The 16,245-nt window shown below is 65.2% G+C and carries 12 protein-coding genes; 10 read left to right on the forward strand and 2 right to left on the reverse strand.

The window, feature by feature from the left end; all coding sequences use genetic code 11:
* Window positions 1–121 precede the first annotated feature (121 nt).
* Window positions 122–1,774 carry an acyl-CoA dehydrogenase family protein gene (locus KYK29_RS11530; RefSeq protein ID WP_254691040.1) on the reverse strand — a complete coding sequence of 551 codons (1,653 nt, stop codon included), beginning with the start codon at window positions 1,772–1,774 and terminating at the stop codon, window positions 122–124.
* A gap of 186 nt (window positions 1,775–1,960) precedes the next feature.
* Between KYK29_RS11530 and KYK29_RS11535 the strand changes: the two genes are divergently transcribed.
* From KYK29_RS11535 to rpmG, 10 genes are all read left to right on the forward strand, one after another.
* On the forward strand, window positions 1,961–2,902 hold the full coding sequence (locus KYK29_RS11535) for an aspartate carbamoyltransferase catalytic subunit (RefSeq protein ID WP_254691041.1): 942 nt from the start codon (window positions 1,961–1,963) through the stop codon (window positions 2,900–2,902).
* A complete protein-coding gene (locus tag KYK29_RS11540; RefSeq protein ID WP_254691042.1) occupies window positions 2,899–4,191 on the forward strand; it encodes a dihydroorotase in 1,293 nt (430 codons plus the stop codon). The genes KYK29_RS11535 and KYK29_RS11540 overlap by 4 nt, the downstream gene beginning before the upstream one ends.
* A 52-nt stretch (window positions 4,192–4,243) precedes the next feature.
* On the forward strand, window positions 4,244–4,858 hold the full coding sequence (plsY, locus tag KYK29_RS11545) for a glycerol-3-phosphate 1-O-acyltransferase PlsY (RefSeq protein WP_254691043.1): 615 nt from the start codon (window positions 4,244–4,246) through the stop codon (window positions 4,856–4,858).
* 14 nt (window positions 4,859–4,872) lie between these two features.
* A complete protein-coding gene (dprA, locus tag KYK29_RS11550) occupies window positions 4,873–6,024 on the forward strand; it encodes a DNA-processing protein DprA (protein WP_254691044.1) in 1,152 nt (383 codons plus the stop codon).
* 442 nt (window positions 6,025–6,466) lie between these two features.
* Window positions 6,467–9,106: a type I DNA topoisomerase gene (gene topA / locus KYK29_RS11560; protein WP_254691046.1), complete on the forward strand. Its 2,640-nt coding sequence runs from the start codon at window positions 6,467–6,469 to the stop codon at window positions 9,104–9,106.
* 4 nt (window positions 9,107–9,110) lie between these two features.
* Window positions 9,111–11,462, forward strand: coding sequence for a ribonuclease R (gene rnr / locus KYK29_RS11565; protein ID WP_254691047.1), 2,352 nt, complete (start codon window positions 9,111–9,113; stop codon window positions 11,460–11,462).
* Window positions 11,463–11,552: 90 nt separating this feature from the next.
* Complete coding sequence (locus KYK29_RS11570; RefSeq protein ID WP_254691048.1) at window positions 11,553–12,023, forward strand: DUF983 domain-containing protein; 471 nt, start codon at window positions 11,553–11,555, stop codon at window positions 12,021–12,023.
* Window positions 12,020–12,679, forward strand: a complete 660-nt coding sequence (locus tag KYK29_RS11575) for an NUDIX hydrolase (protein ID WP_254691049.1) — start codon at window positions 12,020–12,022, stop codon at window positions 12,677–12,679. The genes KYK29_RS11570 and KYK29_RS11575 overlap by 4 nt, the downstream gene beginning before the upstream one ends.
* Window positions 12,680–12,692: 13 nt before the next feature.
* Window positions 12,693–13,877 carry an MFS transporter gene (locus tag KYK29_RS11580; RefSeq protein ID WP_254691050.1) on the forward strand — a complete coding sequence of 395 codons (1,185 nt, stop codon included), beginning with the start codon at window positions 12,693–12,695 and terminating at the stop codon, window positions 13,875–13,877.
* A 92-nt stretch (window positions 13,878–13,969) separates the two neighbouring features.
* Window positions 13,970–14,137, forward strand: a complete 168-nt coding sequence (gene rpmG, locus KYK29_RS11585) for a 50S ribosomal protein L33 (protein ID WP_254691051.1) — start codon at window positions 13,970–13,972, stop codon at window positions 14,135–14,137.
* Between the two features lie 671 nt (window positions 14,138–14,808).
* Here rpmG and KYK29_RS11590 read toward each other — a convergent pair.
* The gene (locus tag KYK29_RS11590) at window positions 14,809–16,230 is read right to left on the reverse strand and encodes a PleD family two-component system response regulator (protein WP_254691052.1); all 1,422 of its coding nucleotides are present in this window, start codon (window positions 16,228–16,230) and stop codon (window positions 14,809–14,811) included.
* Window positions 16,231–16,245: the final 15 nt, after the last annotated feature.

A 16,245-nucleotide genomic window follows, 5' to 3' on the forward strand; every position in this document is an offset into this window, starting at 1 on the left:
CACAGGGTTGCGTGACGTGAAGAAAGAGTGTCGCGTTAACCGCGCGGGCGCAACGTAAACCATTCGTTAAGGTTAATTTCCACACGCCCGCCGGCTGCGGACGCTACCCCCGCAAGAGGATCTATCGGACCGGCGGATAAAGAAGATCGACGATATAGGCGGAATCGAAACGCGAATCGAGCATGCCATAGGTCGAGCGCCAGCCGGAGGCGAGCCGCGTTTCGAGGAAGGCGTCGGCGATCCGGCCGGCACCGATCCGGTAGAGTTCCGCCGCCGCCGCCGCCAGCGCCAGCTGCTCGACGAGCAGGCGCGCGGCGCCCTCGTCGCGCTCGCACAGCGACAGCGCGGCCCGCAGGACGTCCACCGTCTTCTTTCCGGCCGGCCCGAGATCGCGCGCCAGCATGGCGAAAAGCTGATCGAAGTGGTCGCGGCCATGGCCAAGAACGCGCAGGACGTCGAGCGCCATGACGTTGCCGGATCCTTCCCAGATGGCGTTGACGGGAGCCTCGCGATAGTGGCGGGCGATCGGCCGTTCCTCGACATAGCCGCTGCCGCCGATGCATTCCATCGCCTCGTAGATCAGCGCCGGGGCGATCTTGCAGCACCAGTATTTCGTGACCGGCGTCATGATGCGGGCGTAGGCCGCCTCCTCCGCGCTGTCGCGCGCCCGGTCGAACGATTCGGCAAGGCGAAAGGCGAGCGCCGTGGCGGCGGCGACATCCAGCGCCATGTCGGCCAGCACGCGCGTCATGATCGGCTGGGCGACCAGCGCCCTGCCGAAAACCTGGCGGCCGCGCGTATGATGCACCGCCTCGGCAAGCGAGGCCCGCATGATGCCGGCGGAAGCCAGCGCGCAGTCGAGACGCGTCAGCGTCACCATGTCGAGGATCGTGCGGACGCCGGCATCGGGCGCGCCGAGCAGGAAGCCGAACGTATCGGAGAACTCGACCTCGGAAGAGGCGTTGGAACGGTTGCCGATCTTGTCCTTCAGGCGCTGGAAACGCAGGCCGTTGGTCGAGCCGTCCTCCAGAAGACGCGGCACGAGGAAACAGCCGACGCCTTGGCGGGTCTGCGCCAGCATGACGAAACCGTCGCTCATCGGCGCCGACATGAACCACTTGTGCCCGGACAGCCGGTAGATGCCCTCGCTCACGCGCTCGGCCGTCGACGTATTGGCGCGCACATCCGTCCCGCCCTGCTTCTCGGTCATCCCCATGCCGATGGTGATGGCGCTCTTCTGCATGGCCGGCTTGTTGGCCGAATCGTATTTCCGCGACAGGATCTTCACGCCCCACTCGCGCTGCACCTGCGGCGAAGCCGAAAGCGCGGCGGCGGACGCACTGGTCATGGTCAGCGGGCAGAGGTGGCCGCATTCGAGCTGCGCCGTGAGATAGAAGCGCACCGCGCGCGCCTTGTGCGCCCTGCCCCGTTCGTCGGGAAGGTTTTCCCACAGCGAGGAATGCAGGCCGTTCGCCATCGACCGGCGCATCAGCGCATGCCATGCGGGATGGAAATCCACCACGTCGATGCGCTCGCCGCGCGGCCCGTGCGTGCGAAGCTGCGGCACGCCCTGATTGGCCATGCGCGCCAGTTCCTGCGCCTCCGGCGATGTCGCATAGCGGCCGATAAGCTCGAAATCGTCGCGCAAGGACTTGGGCATGGCGTCGGTCGCATCGACCACCAGCGGGTCGGAACGATAGGCGTTGATGCCCGACCAGAGCGGCGGCTGGTTGAGATCGGCAAGTTTCTTTTCGGTGCGGCTGTCGCGAGTCATGAAGGGGTTCTAGCCCAAATCCGCAGCCGGCGAAACGGGTCTCGCGCCCGCCCGCGCCCGCCGGCTTCACAAAAGCGTGGGGCAAGGAGCAGGAATGTCGCAAAGCTGCCGTCTTCACCTTGCCGCGGCGAAGGCGAGGTTCTATGGAGAGCCCGCATATCCACGACAGTTGAGGCGGAGCCCCCGATGGACCTCTTTCCGCATCGCCACCTTCTCGGCATCAAGGGCCTGACCGAGCAGGAAATCACCCACCTGCTCGACCGCGCCGACGAGGCGGTCAAAATCTCCCGTCAGCGCGAAAAGAAAACCGCGACGCTGCGCGGGCTCACCCAGATCAACCTGTTCTTCGAAGCCTCGACGCGCACGCAGGCCTCGTTCGAACTGGCCGGCAAGCGGCTCGGCGCGGACGTGATGAACATGTCCGTCGGCAATTCCTCGGTGAAGAAGGGCGAGACCCTGATCGACACCGCCATGACCCTGAACGCCATGCATCCGGACGTTCTGGTGGTGCGCCATTCCTCCGCCGGCGCGGCAGCGCTTCTTTCGCAGAAAGTCTCCTGTTCCGTCGTCAACGCCGGCGACGGCCAGCACGAGCACCCGACCCAGGCGCTCCTCGACGCGCTGACGATCCGCCGCGCCCGGGGCAAGCTGTCGCGCATCATCGTCGCCATCTGCGGCGACGTGCTGCATTCGCGCGTCGCCCGCTCCAATATCCTGCTGCTCAACGCCATGGGCGCACGGGTCAGGGTCGTCGCCCCGGCCACGCTCCTGCCAAGCGGGATCGCGCAGATGGGCGCGGAGGTCTGCCACTCCATGAAAGAGGGACTGAAGGACGCCGACGTCGTCATGATGCTTCGTCTCCAGCGCGAACGCATGTCCGGCGCCTTCGTGCCTTCGGTGCGCGAATATTTCCATTACTACGGCCTCGACGCGGAGAAGCTGAAGGCGGCCAGGGACGATGCGCTGGTCATGCATCCCGGCCCCATGAACCGCGGCGTCGAGATTGCCTCCGACATTGCCGACGGTCCGCAAAGCGTGATCGAGCAGCAGGTCGAAATGGGCGTCGCGGTGCGCATGGCGGTGATGGAAACACTCCTCCTTTCCCGTAACCCGGAGCTTCGCGCATGACCCGCACGACCGTCCTCAGGAACCTGCGCATCCTCGACCCGTCGCGCGATCTCGACGAGGCGGGCGCCATCGTCATCGAGAACGGCCGGATCGCCGCCGCCGGGGCGGGCGCCTTGAACCAGGGCGCGCCGGAAGGCGCGGACATCGTCGATTGCACCGGGCTGGTCGCCGCTCCCGGACTGGTCGACGCACGCGTCTTCGTCGGCGAGCCCGGCGCGGAGCATCGCGAGACGATCGAATCGGCCTCGCGGGCCGCCGCCGCCGGCGGCGTCACCACCTTCATCATGATGCCCGACACCGCGCCGGCGATCGACGATATCGCGCTCGTGGAATTCGTGCTGAAGACGGCGCGCGACAAGGCCATCGTCAATATCCACCCGGCCGCCGCCCTCACCAGGGGCCTTGCGGGCGAGGAAATGACGGAGTTCGGTCTGTTGAAGGCGGCCGGCGCCGTCGCCTTCACCAATGGTCGCAAAGCCATCCACAATGCGCAGCTGCTGCGCCGCGCCATGACCTATGCCCGCGAGTTCGACGGCGTGATCGCGCTCGAAACGCGCGACAGGCACCTGGGCGCGGGCGGCGTGATGAACGAGGGGCTGCTGGCAAGCTGGCTCGGCCTTTCCGGCACGCCGCGCGAGGCCGAACTGATCCCGCTGGAGCGGGACCTGCGCCTTGCCGGCCTCACGGGCGCGGCCTATCACGCCGCACAGATCTCCGTGCCCGAGTCGGCGGAGGCCGTACGCATCGCCCGCGCGCGCGGCGCGAACGTCACCTGCGGCATCTCCATCAACCACCTGTCGCTCAACGAAAACGACATCGGCGAATATCGCACCTTCTTCAAGCTTTCGCCGCCGCTGCGCGGCGAGGACGACCGCAAGGCGATGGTCGATGCGCTGGCGCGCGGTGAAATCGACATCATCGTCTCCTCGCATGACCCGCAGGATGTCGACACCAAGCGCCTGCCCTTCGCGGATGCCGCGGACGGGGCGATCGGGCTGGAAAGCCTGCTGGCGGCGGCGTTGCGGCTATATCACAGCGGCGAGGTGCCGCTGATGCGCCTCATCAATGCGCTGTCGACCCGGCCGGCGACGATCTTCGGGCTCGACGCCGGAAGGCTTTGCCCCGGCGCACCCGCCGATATCGTGCTGATCGACCTCGAAGAACCCTGGCTCGCCACGAAGGACACCATCCTGTCCCGTTCCAAGAACACGCCTTTCGAGGACGCCCGCTTTACGGGACGCGCGGTTCATACCTATGTTGGCGGCAAACGGGTGTACGCGCTGGGCTGAACGAGCGGGTCCACGACAGCCAAACGCAGAATGGACGGATTGGGGGAACGACGTGTCCGATATCTTCACATGGCAGCTCGCGGCGCTGCCGACGTTCATCGCCCTTGTCTTCGGCTACCTGCTCGGCTCCATTCCCTTCGGGCTCATCCTGACCCGCGTGGCGGGGCTCGGCGATGTGCGCAAGATCGGCTCCGGCAATATCGGTGCGACCAATGTCCTGCGCACCGGCAACCGCAAGCTGGCGGCGGCAACCCTTCTGCTGGACGCCCTCAAGGGCACCGCCGCGACGGCGATCGGCCTTTGCTGGGGCCTTGAAGCCGGGCTTGCCGCCGGGCTCGCCGCTTTCCTCGGGCATCTCTTTCCCGTCTGGCTCGGGTTCAGGGGCGGAAAGGGTGTCGCGACCTATGTCGGCCTGCTGCTTGGCCTTGCACCGCTGGTCGCCGCCGTCTTCGCCGCGATCTGGATCGGCGTCGCCTGGCTCAGCCGCTACTCCTCGCTTTCCGCCCTGGTTGCAACGGCAGCGTCTCCGGTTGTATTGTGGCTGACGGGCAACGAGAAGACCGCACTCCTTTTCGCGGTTCTCACCCTCATCACCTGGTGGAAACACCGGAAAAACATCAGCCGCCTGCTTGCCGGCGACGAGAGCAGGATCGGCGACAGGGGATAGCCCCGGGGACGGCCATGGATCAGCGCAGCGCAAGGACACGGGGCATTGCGCTGACGGAGAGGCAGAAAATCGCCTGGCTGCGTCTCATCCGCAGCGATAACGTCGGGCCGGCGACCTTCCGGGAACTCATCAACCATTGCGGCAGCGCGGAAACCGCGCTGGAGATGCTGCCGGAACTCTCGCGGCGCGGCGGCGCACGGCGCGGCATCCGCGTGGCGGGCCTCGACGAGGCGGAACGGGAGATGGACGCCGCCCGCCGCCACGGCGCGGCTTTCGTCGGGATCGGCGAGCCTGACTATCCGCCGTTCCTGCGGCTTATCCACGGCGCGCCCCCGCTTCTCGCCGTCAAGGGCGATCGCGGTGTGGCCACCGCCCCGGCCGTTGGCGTGGTCGGCGCACGCAACGCCTCGATCGCCGGCATGAAATTTGCCGGGCTGATTTCCCGCGATATCGGCCGCGGCGGCTTCGTCATCGTTTCGGGCCTTGCCCGCGGCATCGATGCGGCAGCGCACAGGGCGAGCCTGAGCACCGGGACGATCGCCGCCATGGCGGGCGGACTGGACCGCCCCTATCCCCCCGAAAACATCGCGCTTCTGGAAGAGATGGTCGACGGCCCGGGGCTGGCGATCAGCGAGATGCCCTTCGGCTGGGAGCCGCGCGCCCGGGACTTTCCCCGCCGCAACCGGCTGATCGCCGGCATAGCGCTCGGCCTCGTGGTGATCGAGGCGGCGGCGCGCTCCGGCTCGCTGATCACCGCGCGCAACGCCGCCGATTTCGGCCGGCTGGTCTTTGCCGTACCGGGCTCGCCGCTCGATCCGCGCTCGGAGGGAACCAACAACCTGCTCAAGGACGGCGCGACGATCACCACCAGACCGGAGGACGTTCTGGAAAGCCTGCGTCCGCTCTGCGAACCCGATCTGTTCGGCGCGCCGGCCCAGGCCGATGAACCGCCGGAAAACGAGACCCCGGCCCTCAGCCTGCCGCCGTCCGACAACGAGCGCGAGCGGATCGCAGGCGGACTGGGGCCTGTTCCGACCGAGATAGACGACATCATCCGCGAGACTGAAATTGCCGCGGCCACCGTCTATCTCGTCCTGCTAGAGCTTGATCTTGCGGGCCGCCTGAACCGGCATCCCGGCGGACGGGTTTCCCTCGCGCCGGACTGAAAGGGGCTTTATGCCGGCCTGAATTTCCCCCGCCTCCAGATAGGCCATCTCGATGAGATAGCTCAACATGTCCGCTCCTTCGTTCTGGCAGATCTTACGCAATTCACCGAGCATCTGGCGTACATAGGCTATGTTTTCCGAAGCACTGAACGAAGGAGGAGCGGGCCTCACCCTATTCTGGCTCATATCACCCCCGGTTGAATCGTCTGAAAATCCACCCTGATGGATTGCGTTTCACACCGCACAAACGATACATCCTTTATCTATAATTGCAAGTTTCAATGCAACCCTTATAAGTTGCAGCCCGTTGCAAAGGACTTATTTCACCCCTCCCCCTTGACCCGAACGCTTTCCCTGTTCATGTCGGATCGAGATCCAGCGGCGGAACGCCTGTTTCCGCCTTCCCCGGACCGGTTGTGGCGTCCGGCATCAGAGAATTGCGATGAATGTTGTAGTTGTGGAATCGCCTGCCAAGGCCAAGACGATCAACAAATATCTCGGCCCCGGCTACAAGGTGCTTGCCTCCTTCGGCCATGTGCGCGACCTGCCGGCCAAGAACGGATCGGTGCGCCCGGACGAGGACTTCGACATGTCCTGGGAGGTCGACAGCGCATCCGCCAAGCGGATGAAGGAAATCGCCGACGCGGTAAAATCCTCCGATGGCCTCTTCCTCGCAACCGACCCCGATCGCGAAGGCGAAGCGATCTCCTGGCATGTGCTCGACCTGCTGAAGAAGAAGCGCGTCCTTGGCGACAAGCCGGTCAAGCGGGTGGTTTTCAACGCCATCACGAAGGCGGCCGTTCTCGATGCGATGAGAAATCCGCGCGATATCGATATCGCATTGGTGGACGCCTATCTCGCCCGCCGGGCGCTCGATTATCTCGTCGGCTTCAACCTGTCTCCGGTCCTGTGGCGCAAGCTGCCGGGCGCACGTTCGGCCGGGCGCGTTCAGTCGGTCGCGTTGCGCCTCGTCTGCGACCGCGAAGGGGAAATCGAACGGTTCGTCTCGGAGGAATACTGGAATCTTTCCGCGCTGCTGAAAACGCCGCGCGGCGACCTGTTCGAGGCCCGCCTGACCTCCGCCGACGGAAAGCGGCTCCAGCCGCGGGCGATCGGCAACGGCGAGGAAGCGAACCGCCTGAAGGCCCTGCTGGAAGGCGCGGTCTATCGCGTCGAAAGCGTCGAGGCGAAGCCGACGAAGCGCAACCCCGCACCGCCCTTCACCACCTCCACCCTGCAACAGGCGGCGTCCTCCAAGCTCGGCTTTTCCGCCTCACGCACCATGCAGGTGGCCCAGCGCCTTTATGAGGGCACCGACATCGGCGGCGAGACGGTCGGTCTCATCACCTATATGCGAACCGACGGCGTACAGATGGCGCCCGAGGCGATCGACGCCGCCCGCAAGGCGGTGGCCGAGCAGTTCGGCCCGCGCTACGTTCCGGAGAAGGCCCGCTTCTACTCCACCAAGGCGAAGAACGCCCAGGAGGCCCATGAGGCGATCCGCCCGACCTCCTTCGATCGCACGCCGGATCAGGTCAGGCGATTCCTCGATTCCGATCAGCTTCGGCTCTACGATCTGGTCTGGAAGCGCGCCATCGCCAGCCAGATGGCGTCCGCCGAGATCGAGCGGACGACCGTCGAGATCGATGCCGACAACGGCGGCCGGAAAGCCGGCCTGCGCGCCACCGGTTCGGTCATTCGCTTCGACGGCTTCATCGCCGCCTATACGGACCAGAAGGAAGACGGCGAACAGGCCGACGAAGGCGACGAGGACGGCCGCCTGCCGGAGATCGTCGCGAAGGAAGCGCTGGCCAAGGACAAAATCAACGCCACACAGCATTTCACGGAACCGCCGCCGCGCTATTCGGAAGCCTCGCTGATCAAGAAGATGGAAGAACTCGGCATCGGCCGCCCGTCGACCTACGCCGCGACGCTCGCGACCCTGCGCGACCGCGAATATATCACCATCGACAAGCGCAAGCTCATTCCCGAAGCCAAGGGCCGGCTCGTCACCGCCTTCCTCGAAAGCTTCTTCACCCGCTACGTCGAATATGATTTCACCGCCGATCTGGAGGAGAAGCTCGACAAGATTTCCGCGGGCGAACTCGACTGGAAGCAGGTGCTGCGCGATTTCTGGAAGGACTTCTTCGCCCAGATCGAAGACACCAAGGAACTGCGTGTCACCAATGTGCTCGACGCGCTCAACGAGGTGCTCGCCCCGCTCGTCTTCCCCAAGCGAGAGGATGGCTCCGATCCGCGTCTCTGCCAGGTCTGCGGCACCGGCAAGCTGTCCCTCAAGCTCGGCAAGTTCGGCGCCTTCGTCGGTTGTTCCAATTATCCGGAATGCAACTATACCCGCCAGCTGTCGGCCGACGGTTCGGCGGATGGCGAGGCCGGCGCGGCAAACGAGCCGCAGAACCTCGGCAAGGATCCGCACACCGGCGAAGACATCACGCTGCGCTCCGGCCGCTTCGGTCCCTATGTCCAGCGCGGCGAGGGCAAGGAGGCCAAACGGGCGAGCCTGCCCAAGGGATGGGAACCGGCAAGCATCGACCATGAGAAAGCCGTGGCTCTGCTTTCGCTGCCGCGCGATATCGGCGCGCATCCGGAGAGCGGCAAGATGATCTCCGCCAGCATCGGCCGCTACGGGCCCTTCCTGCTTCATGACGGCAGCTACGCCAATCTGGAAACCGTCGAGGACGTCTTCTCGATCGGCCTCAACCGCGCCGTTTCGGTGATCGCCGACAAACAGTCGAAAGGCGGCGGCCGCGGCCGCTCCACGCCGGCCGCGCTGAAAACGCTCGGAGACCATCCGGACGGCGGAGCGGTGACGCTGCGCGACGGCCGCTACGGCCCCTATGCCAACTGGGGCAAGGTCAATGCGACGCTGCCCAAGGGCAAGGACGTCGACAGCGTCACGCTGGAGGAAGCCCTGGAGCTGATCGCCGCCAAGGCAGGCAAGAGCGCGAAGGGCGGCAAGGCGAAAGCCCCGGCCAAGGCCGCCAAACCCAAGGCTGCCGCCAAACCCAAGGCAAAGGCGAAAGCCCCGGCCAAGGCCGCCGCCAAGGCGAAAAAGGCCTGACGACATGACGAGACCTCCACGCGACCGGACGGGACACGCAAACAGGGCCGGCCGCGCGGGGCGCGACAGAACGACGGAAGCCAGGCCGCCGATCATCCACGGCGTCGTGCCGCCGCGCGACGTGCTGCTGAAGTTCATCGCCGACAATCCCGAACAGGCGTCCAAGCGCGAGCTTGCGAAGGCCTTCGGCCTGAAAGGCGAGGCCCGGGTCGAACTCAAGGCCCTGCTGAAAGCCTTCGAGGAGGAAGGCCTGCTTGAAAAGCGGCGCAAGTCGCTGGTCCGGCCGGGCGCGTTGCCGCCGGTCGCGGTGCTCGACATCACCACCCGAGACGTCGACGGCGAACTGGTCGGCCGGCCAGCCGAATGGCCGGAGGACAACGGCGTCGCCCCCGCCGTGACGATCCGCCAGCCCACCGCCGGACGGCGCGACAAAGGGCCCGTCGCCGGCCTCGGCGACCGGATCCTGGCAAAGATATTTCCCGCCCGGGATCGCGGCGGCCCCGCCTATACGGCGCGGGTGATAAAAGTTCTCGACAAGCGCAAGAATGCCGGCATGGGCGTCTATCGGCCGCTTGAGGGCGGCGGCGGACGCATCCTGCCGATCGACCGGCGCGGCCAGGAAATGGACGTGGACCCCGCGTTCACCGCCGACGCCAGGGACGGCGACCTGGTGGAGATCGACGTCGTTCGCATCGGGCGCTACGGACTTCCGCGCGCCCAGATCAAGTCGGTGATCGGATCGGTGGCGTCGGAAAAGGCGCTCTCGATGATCGCCATCCATTCCCACGGCATTCCCTACATCTTTCCCGACACGGTATTGCAGGAAGCCGAAGCGCTCGGCTCCGCCTCCATGGCGCATCGCGAGGACTGGCGCAGCCTGCCGCTCATCACGATCGACCCGGCCGATGCGAAGGATCACGACGACGCCGTGCATGCCGAACCGGATCCCTCCCCCGACAATCCGGGCGGCGTGATCGTCACGGTCGCCATCGCCGACGTCAGCTATTACGTGCGGCCGGGATCGGCGCTCGACCGCGAAGCGCTGAAGCGCGGCAATTCCGTCTATTTTCCCGACCGCGTCGTGCCGATGCTGCCGGAGCGCATCTCAAACGACCTCTGCTCGCTTCGCGAAGGCGTGGACCGGCCGGCTCTGGCAGTCCGCATGGTCTTCTCGAAGGACGGCCGCAAGGCAAGCCACAGCTTCCACCGCATCATGATGAAGAGCGCCGTCAAGCTCTCCTACGGAGAGGCGCAGGCGGCGATCGACGGCGCGCCTAACGACAGGACAGGCCCGATCCTCGAAACGGTGCTGAAGCCGCTTTGGGAGGCCTATCGCATTCTCGGCATCGGCCGCACGCGCCGCCAGCCGCTGGAACTCGACCTGCCGGAGCGCAAGCTCCTGCTGAAGTCCGACGGCACCGTCGACCGGGTCTTCGTGCCGCCCCGCCTCGACGCGCACCGGCTGATCGAGGAAATGATGATCCAGGCCAATGTCGCCGCCGCCGAGACGCTGGAAACGCGCCGGCAGCCGCTGGTCTACCGCGTCCATGACGCCCCCTCGCTCGCCAAGCAGGAAACGCTCAGGGAATTTCTCCACACGCTGGAGATCGCCATGATCAGGAGCGGCAACCTCCGCTCCAATCATTTCAACGGCATTCTCGCCAGGGCCAAGGGCAAGCCCTATGAGCAAATGGTCTCGGAAATGGTGCTGCGCTCCCAGAGCCAGGCGATCTACACGCCGGAGAATATCGGTCATTTCGGCCTCAACCTGATGAAATACGCGCATTTCACCTCGCCGATCCGCCGCTATGCCGACCTCATCGTGCACCGGGCGCTGGTGTCCTCGCTGGGGCTCGGCGAAGGCGGCATGACGCTGGAGGAGGAAGCCCGGCTGGAGGATATCGCCGCAGAGATATCCACCTTCGAGCGGCGCGCGATGGCCGCCGAACGGGAGACCGTCGACCGGCTGATCGCCCATCATCTGGCCGGCCGCATCGGCGAGGAGTTCGACGGCCGCGTTTCGGGCGTCACCAAGGCGGGACTTTTTGTCGCTTTGCCCGACTATGGCGCGGACGGTTTCGTGCCTATATCCAGCGTAGGAAACGATTACTATATCTACGACGAGGCGCATCAGGCTCTGGCGGGAGAAAAGACCGGCATGGGCTTCCGGCTCGGCGACGACGTCCGTGTGCGGCTGGCCGAAGCGGTTCCGTTTGCCGGTGCGCTTCGTTTCGACGTGATCAGCGAGGGGCGCAAGATGCCGACGGCCATGCGCTCCTTCCACAAGTCCGGCCGGCGGGACCGGAATGGGCCGCGGCGGCACGCAGGAACCCGGGCGCCGCGCGGCAGACGCTAGAGCATTTCCAGCAAAAGTGTGAAACGCTTTTGCATCCGGAACCGCAGGAACAGAAAGGCCGGGTCCCCGGCGGCAGGAAGGAAGAGGGCCATGCAAACCAATGATGTATCCGCAGATGCGCTGCAATTCGGCAGCGAGGACGCGCCGATCCGCAACGAGCGCCCCGTCGGACGGGCCATCAAGCGTGGCCTGCTCAACCGTTGCCCGGCCTGCGGCACCGGCCGCCTCTTCCGCGCCTATGTGAAGTCCGTCCATCATTGCGCCGCCTGCGGCGAGGATTACACCCATCAGCGCGCCGACGACCTGCCGCCCTATCTCGTCATCACGCTTGTGGGGCATGTCGTCGTCGCCGCCTATATGGCGACCGACCTGACCTGGTCGCTCAGCACCTGGCAGCATCTGGCCATATGGGTGCCGATCACGCTGATTCTTTCCCTCCTGATGCTCCAACCCGTCAAGGGAGGGGTCATCGGCCTGCAATGGGCCATGAGAATGCACGGTTTCGACCAACGGCCGGAAAATGCGTCCGAGAATGCGGCGCTCAACGATTCCGCCGCATGACGACAGCCATCCGGCCGGTGGACGCCGCTTCCGTGCTGCTGGTCGATCGAACGGGCGGTGACATGCGCGTGCTCATCGGCCGTCGCAGCAGCCGTCACGTCTTCATGCCCGACGTCTATGTCTTTCCCGGCGGCCGTCGCGACGCGACGGACCGGCTCGTTCCCGTTTCCGGGCCGCTGCATCCGCTGGCGCACGAGCGGCTGGCCAGCCGCGCCGGCGCCCGCTGCTCTCCGGCGCGATTGCGCGCCCTCGGCGTCGCGGCGCTGCGCGAACTCTACGAGGAAGCCGGAATCAGCGTCGGCGCGCAAGAACTAGCGGATACCCCGCTTCCCTTCCGGCCGGATCTCTCGCGCTTGCGTTTCCTCGCCCGCGCCATCACCCCCGCCGGTTATCCGCGTCGCTACGATACCCGGTTCTTCACCCTTTTTACCGATGACGCCGACGTCGATCCCGCCAGCGCGACGGCGAGCCACGAACTGGAAGACCTCCGCTGGATGGATGTTTTCGACCATGGCGGCATAAACATGCCGGACATCACCCTGATGATCCTTGAAGAGCTGCGAAAAAGCATTCAGGAAGATCCGTCGTTACCCTTCGGAAGACCGGCGCCGCTCTATCACACGCGGCGCGGACGCTTCCTGCGGGAACTCCTTTGAGGATCAAGGCTCCATGACCAAGCCGCATTCCGGCGGATCCGGCGCAGCGGACTCCATCCACTGGCCCTCGCTCATCGCGGCGATATCCGCCATCTCGGCTGTCGGCATCGCCATCGGCCTCGGCCTTCCCCTTCTCGCCCTCATCATGGAGAAGCGGGGCATCTCCTCCACACTGATCGGCGTCAATTCCGCCATGGCCGGGATCGCGGCGATGCTCGCCGCGCCCTTCACCGCCCGGATCGCCCATGTCTGGGGCACGGCCACCACGATGATCGCCGCCATTCTCGTCTCGGCGATAAGCGGACTCGGCTTCTACTACATCGAGAATTTCTGGTTGTGGTTTCCCCTGCGCATCCTGTTCCACGGCGCGACCTCGATGCTTTTCATCCTGTCGGAGTTCTGGATCAACGCGGCCGCCCCGCCGTCGCGGCGCGGGTTCGTGCTCGGCATATACGCCACCGTTCTGGCACTCGGCTTCGCCGCCGGCCCCCTGCTCTTCTCCCTGCTCGGCAGCGACGGCTTCCTGCCCTTCGCCGTGGGCGCCATCATCATCCTCCTCGCCTGCGCGCCGGTTTTCGGCGCGCGGCGCGAGAGCCCGAGAATCGAGGAAAAACCGCAGCTGCATTTCATGCGCTACATCCTTCTCGTTCCGACAGCGACGGCGGCGGTCTTCGTCTTCGGCGCGGTTGCGGTGGGCGGCATGGCGCTCCTGCCGATCTACGCCACCCGCGCCGGATTCACCGAGCAACAGGCGGCCTTGCTGCTCACCGTGATGGGCCTCGGTAATGTCGTCTTCCAGATCCCGCTCGGCATGCTCTCCGACCACATACGCGACCGGCGGCGGATGCTGACCGGCCTGTCGGTGATCGGGCTGGCCGGCGCACTGGCGTTGCCGACACTGTCGCAGGGCTGGCTGACCATGGCGGTGGTGCTGTTCTTCTGGGGCGGATGCGTGGCGGGCCTCTATACGGTCGGCCTCAGCCATCTCGGGGCGCGGCTGTCCGGCGCCGATCTCGCTGCGGCGAACGCCGCCTTCATCTTCTGTTACGCCGTCGGCACCGTCATCGGGCCGCAAGCCATGGGCGCGGCCATGGACATGGCGGGTAACGACGGCTTCGCCTGGGTGATTGCCGGCTTCTTCGGCGCTTATGTGCTACTTTCTCTCGGCCGCATGGTTTTCCGGCCGAAACAGGCTTGACTTTTCGGACGTGATTTGTAGTTTCCGGCCAGATTTAAGCCGTGGCTCGCAGTGCTGCCCACGGCTTCGTTTTTCATAAAGGCAGAACGACCATGGCCAAGGCTACCACCATCAAGATCAAGCTGCTGTCGACGGCCGACACCGGTTTCTTTTACGTGACCTCCAAGAACAGCCGTACGATGACCGAAAAGATGACCAAGACCAAGTATGATCCGGTCGTCAAGAAGCACGTCGAGTTCAAGGAAGCCAAGATCAAGTAATCCTTGACCCAATGGTTTTCGAAAAGGCGCAGGACGGAAACGTCCGGCGCCTTTTTCTTTTGTGATTCGTGAAGATGCGCCGAAGGCCGAAGCTAGCAGTCCCGGTTTTCACAGAATCGGTAGAATGACGTCACGCGACGTTCGCCGCGCAAATGGAAAACGCCGCTCCCCGGCGAAGGGAGCGGCGTCGAATGGGGGCCGACCAGCCACGAAGGCGGCACGAGGATTCCGCGTATTCGAAGCCAGCCGACCGACCCCACGACCCAGGAGATGCGGCGGACCTAGCATCATGGGGTAACCGGTTGTATTAGGGTTTTCTTTCGCCCTTTTTTGGAGCATCGCGCCAAACGGAAAAAAAATCAACGTTTTCTTAACTGTCGGGGCGAGGGTTCTCCAGCATATAGTTAATCGGCCAATGATTTTTGCCAGCCATTGCGACCGGCCTTCTCCGCACGCACCGGGACGCGTCCGACCGCACCAGACCGCCGCCAGGCGCAATCATCGCCGCGCCGGCTGCAATCCGATCGCTTTTCCTGATAGACCGGGGCGTGCATCCGGTTGAATATACTGGAATTTCTCTAAAGTGTGCGTCGTGTCGGCAACCCGCCTCGAAGCCGGTTCCGAAAACGCATCCCTGAGGTGCAGGCTGATCCCCGCCCGCTCGTGGAAGATTAACGCGCGCTTGTGGATAAGGCCGGCGCGGCCAGCGCCATTTCGTGGGAAACCGGCAAGGATGCGGCGATCACCCGGTTACGGCCGCTGCGCTTGGCTTCATAAAGAGCCAGATCCGCCCGCTTCAGCAGGCTGCCGGGCGTGTCGCCATCGTGCGAGAGCGTGGCGATCCCGAGCGAGGCCGTGACGGACAGCGCCCCGGCCGTTCCCGGCAGCAGAAAGGGCTGTTCCTCCACCAGCACGCGCAACCGTTCGGCGACGACCAGCGCCATATCGGGCGATGTGTCGGGCAGCACCAGCACGAATTCCTCACCGCCGTAACGGCAGGCGAGATCGGCCCCGCGCACGGCAGAGCGAACGCGATTGGCGAAGTCCTTGAGCACCGCGTCGCCGGCGTCATGTCCGTGGGTATCGTTCACCGCCTTGAAGCGGTCGATATCCGCCATGCAGATCGACAGCGGACGGCCACGGGCGGAGGCGCGGTCGACCAGCAGCTTAAGATGCGTATCGAGGTAACGGCGGTTGTGCAGCCCCGTCAGGCCATCGGTGACCGCCAGTTCGATCGATTCGCGGACGCTCGCGCGCAGGCGATCATTGTAGCGCTTGCGGCGGAGCTGCGCGAGGCTGCGCGCCAATAGCTCATTGGGATCGATCGGCCGCACCAGATAGTCCGTGACGCCGAGATCCAGTGCCCGCACGATCATCTGGTCGTCGCCCTGCTCGGCGATCAGCAGGACCGGAAGGAAGCGGGTCCGCTCCAGCGAGCGCAGCTGCGAGCACAGCCTGAGCGGATCGTAATCTTCGAAATTGGCATTGACGATCACCAGTTCGTAATTGCTTTCCGCTGCATGAAACAGCGCCGCCTGCGGATCGGACATGCAGGCGACCTCGGCGATCGGTCTCAGCGCGCGGACGATCCGCTCCTGCGAGGAACCGCGCCCGTCGACGAGCAGGACGTTGCCCGGTTCGTCACCCATCGCGCCGTCGAGCGCATGGTCGATGGAAAGCGTGTGCGCCGTCGCCGCGCGCACGCGCAATTCGTCGGACAGCGTCTTGAGACGCACGAGGCTTCTCACACGCGACAGCAGTTGCAGGTCATTGACCGGCTTGGTGAGAAAGTCGTCGGCGCCGGCCTTGAGGCCCCGCACCCGATCGGAAGGCTGGTCGAGCGCCGTCACCATGACAACCGGGATATGCGCCGTGCGCGGATTGCCCTTCAGCCGCTCGCAGACTTCGAAACCGTCCATGCCCGGCATCATGATATCGAGCAGGATCAGATCGACCTGCGTGCTATCGCAGATCGAAAGGGCAGCCTGCCCGTTATCGGCCGTCAGGACATCGAAATACTCGGCGAGAAGCCGCGCTTCCAGCAGTTTCACATTGGCCGGTATGTCGTCGACGACAAGAATTCGTGCTGTCATGCCCCCCGCCCCCGC

This window comes from Shinella daejeonensis (genome assembly GCF_024281235.1).
In the GTDB taxonomy this organism is placed as follows: Bacteria; Pseudomonadota; Alphaproteobacteria; order Rhizobiales; family Rhizobiaceae; genus Shinella; species Shinella daejeonensis.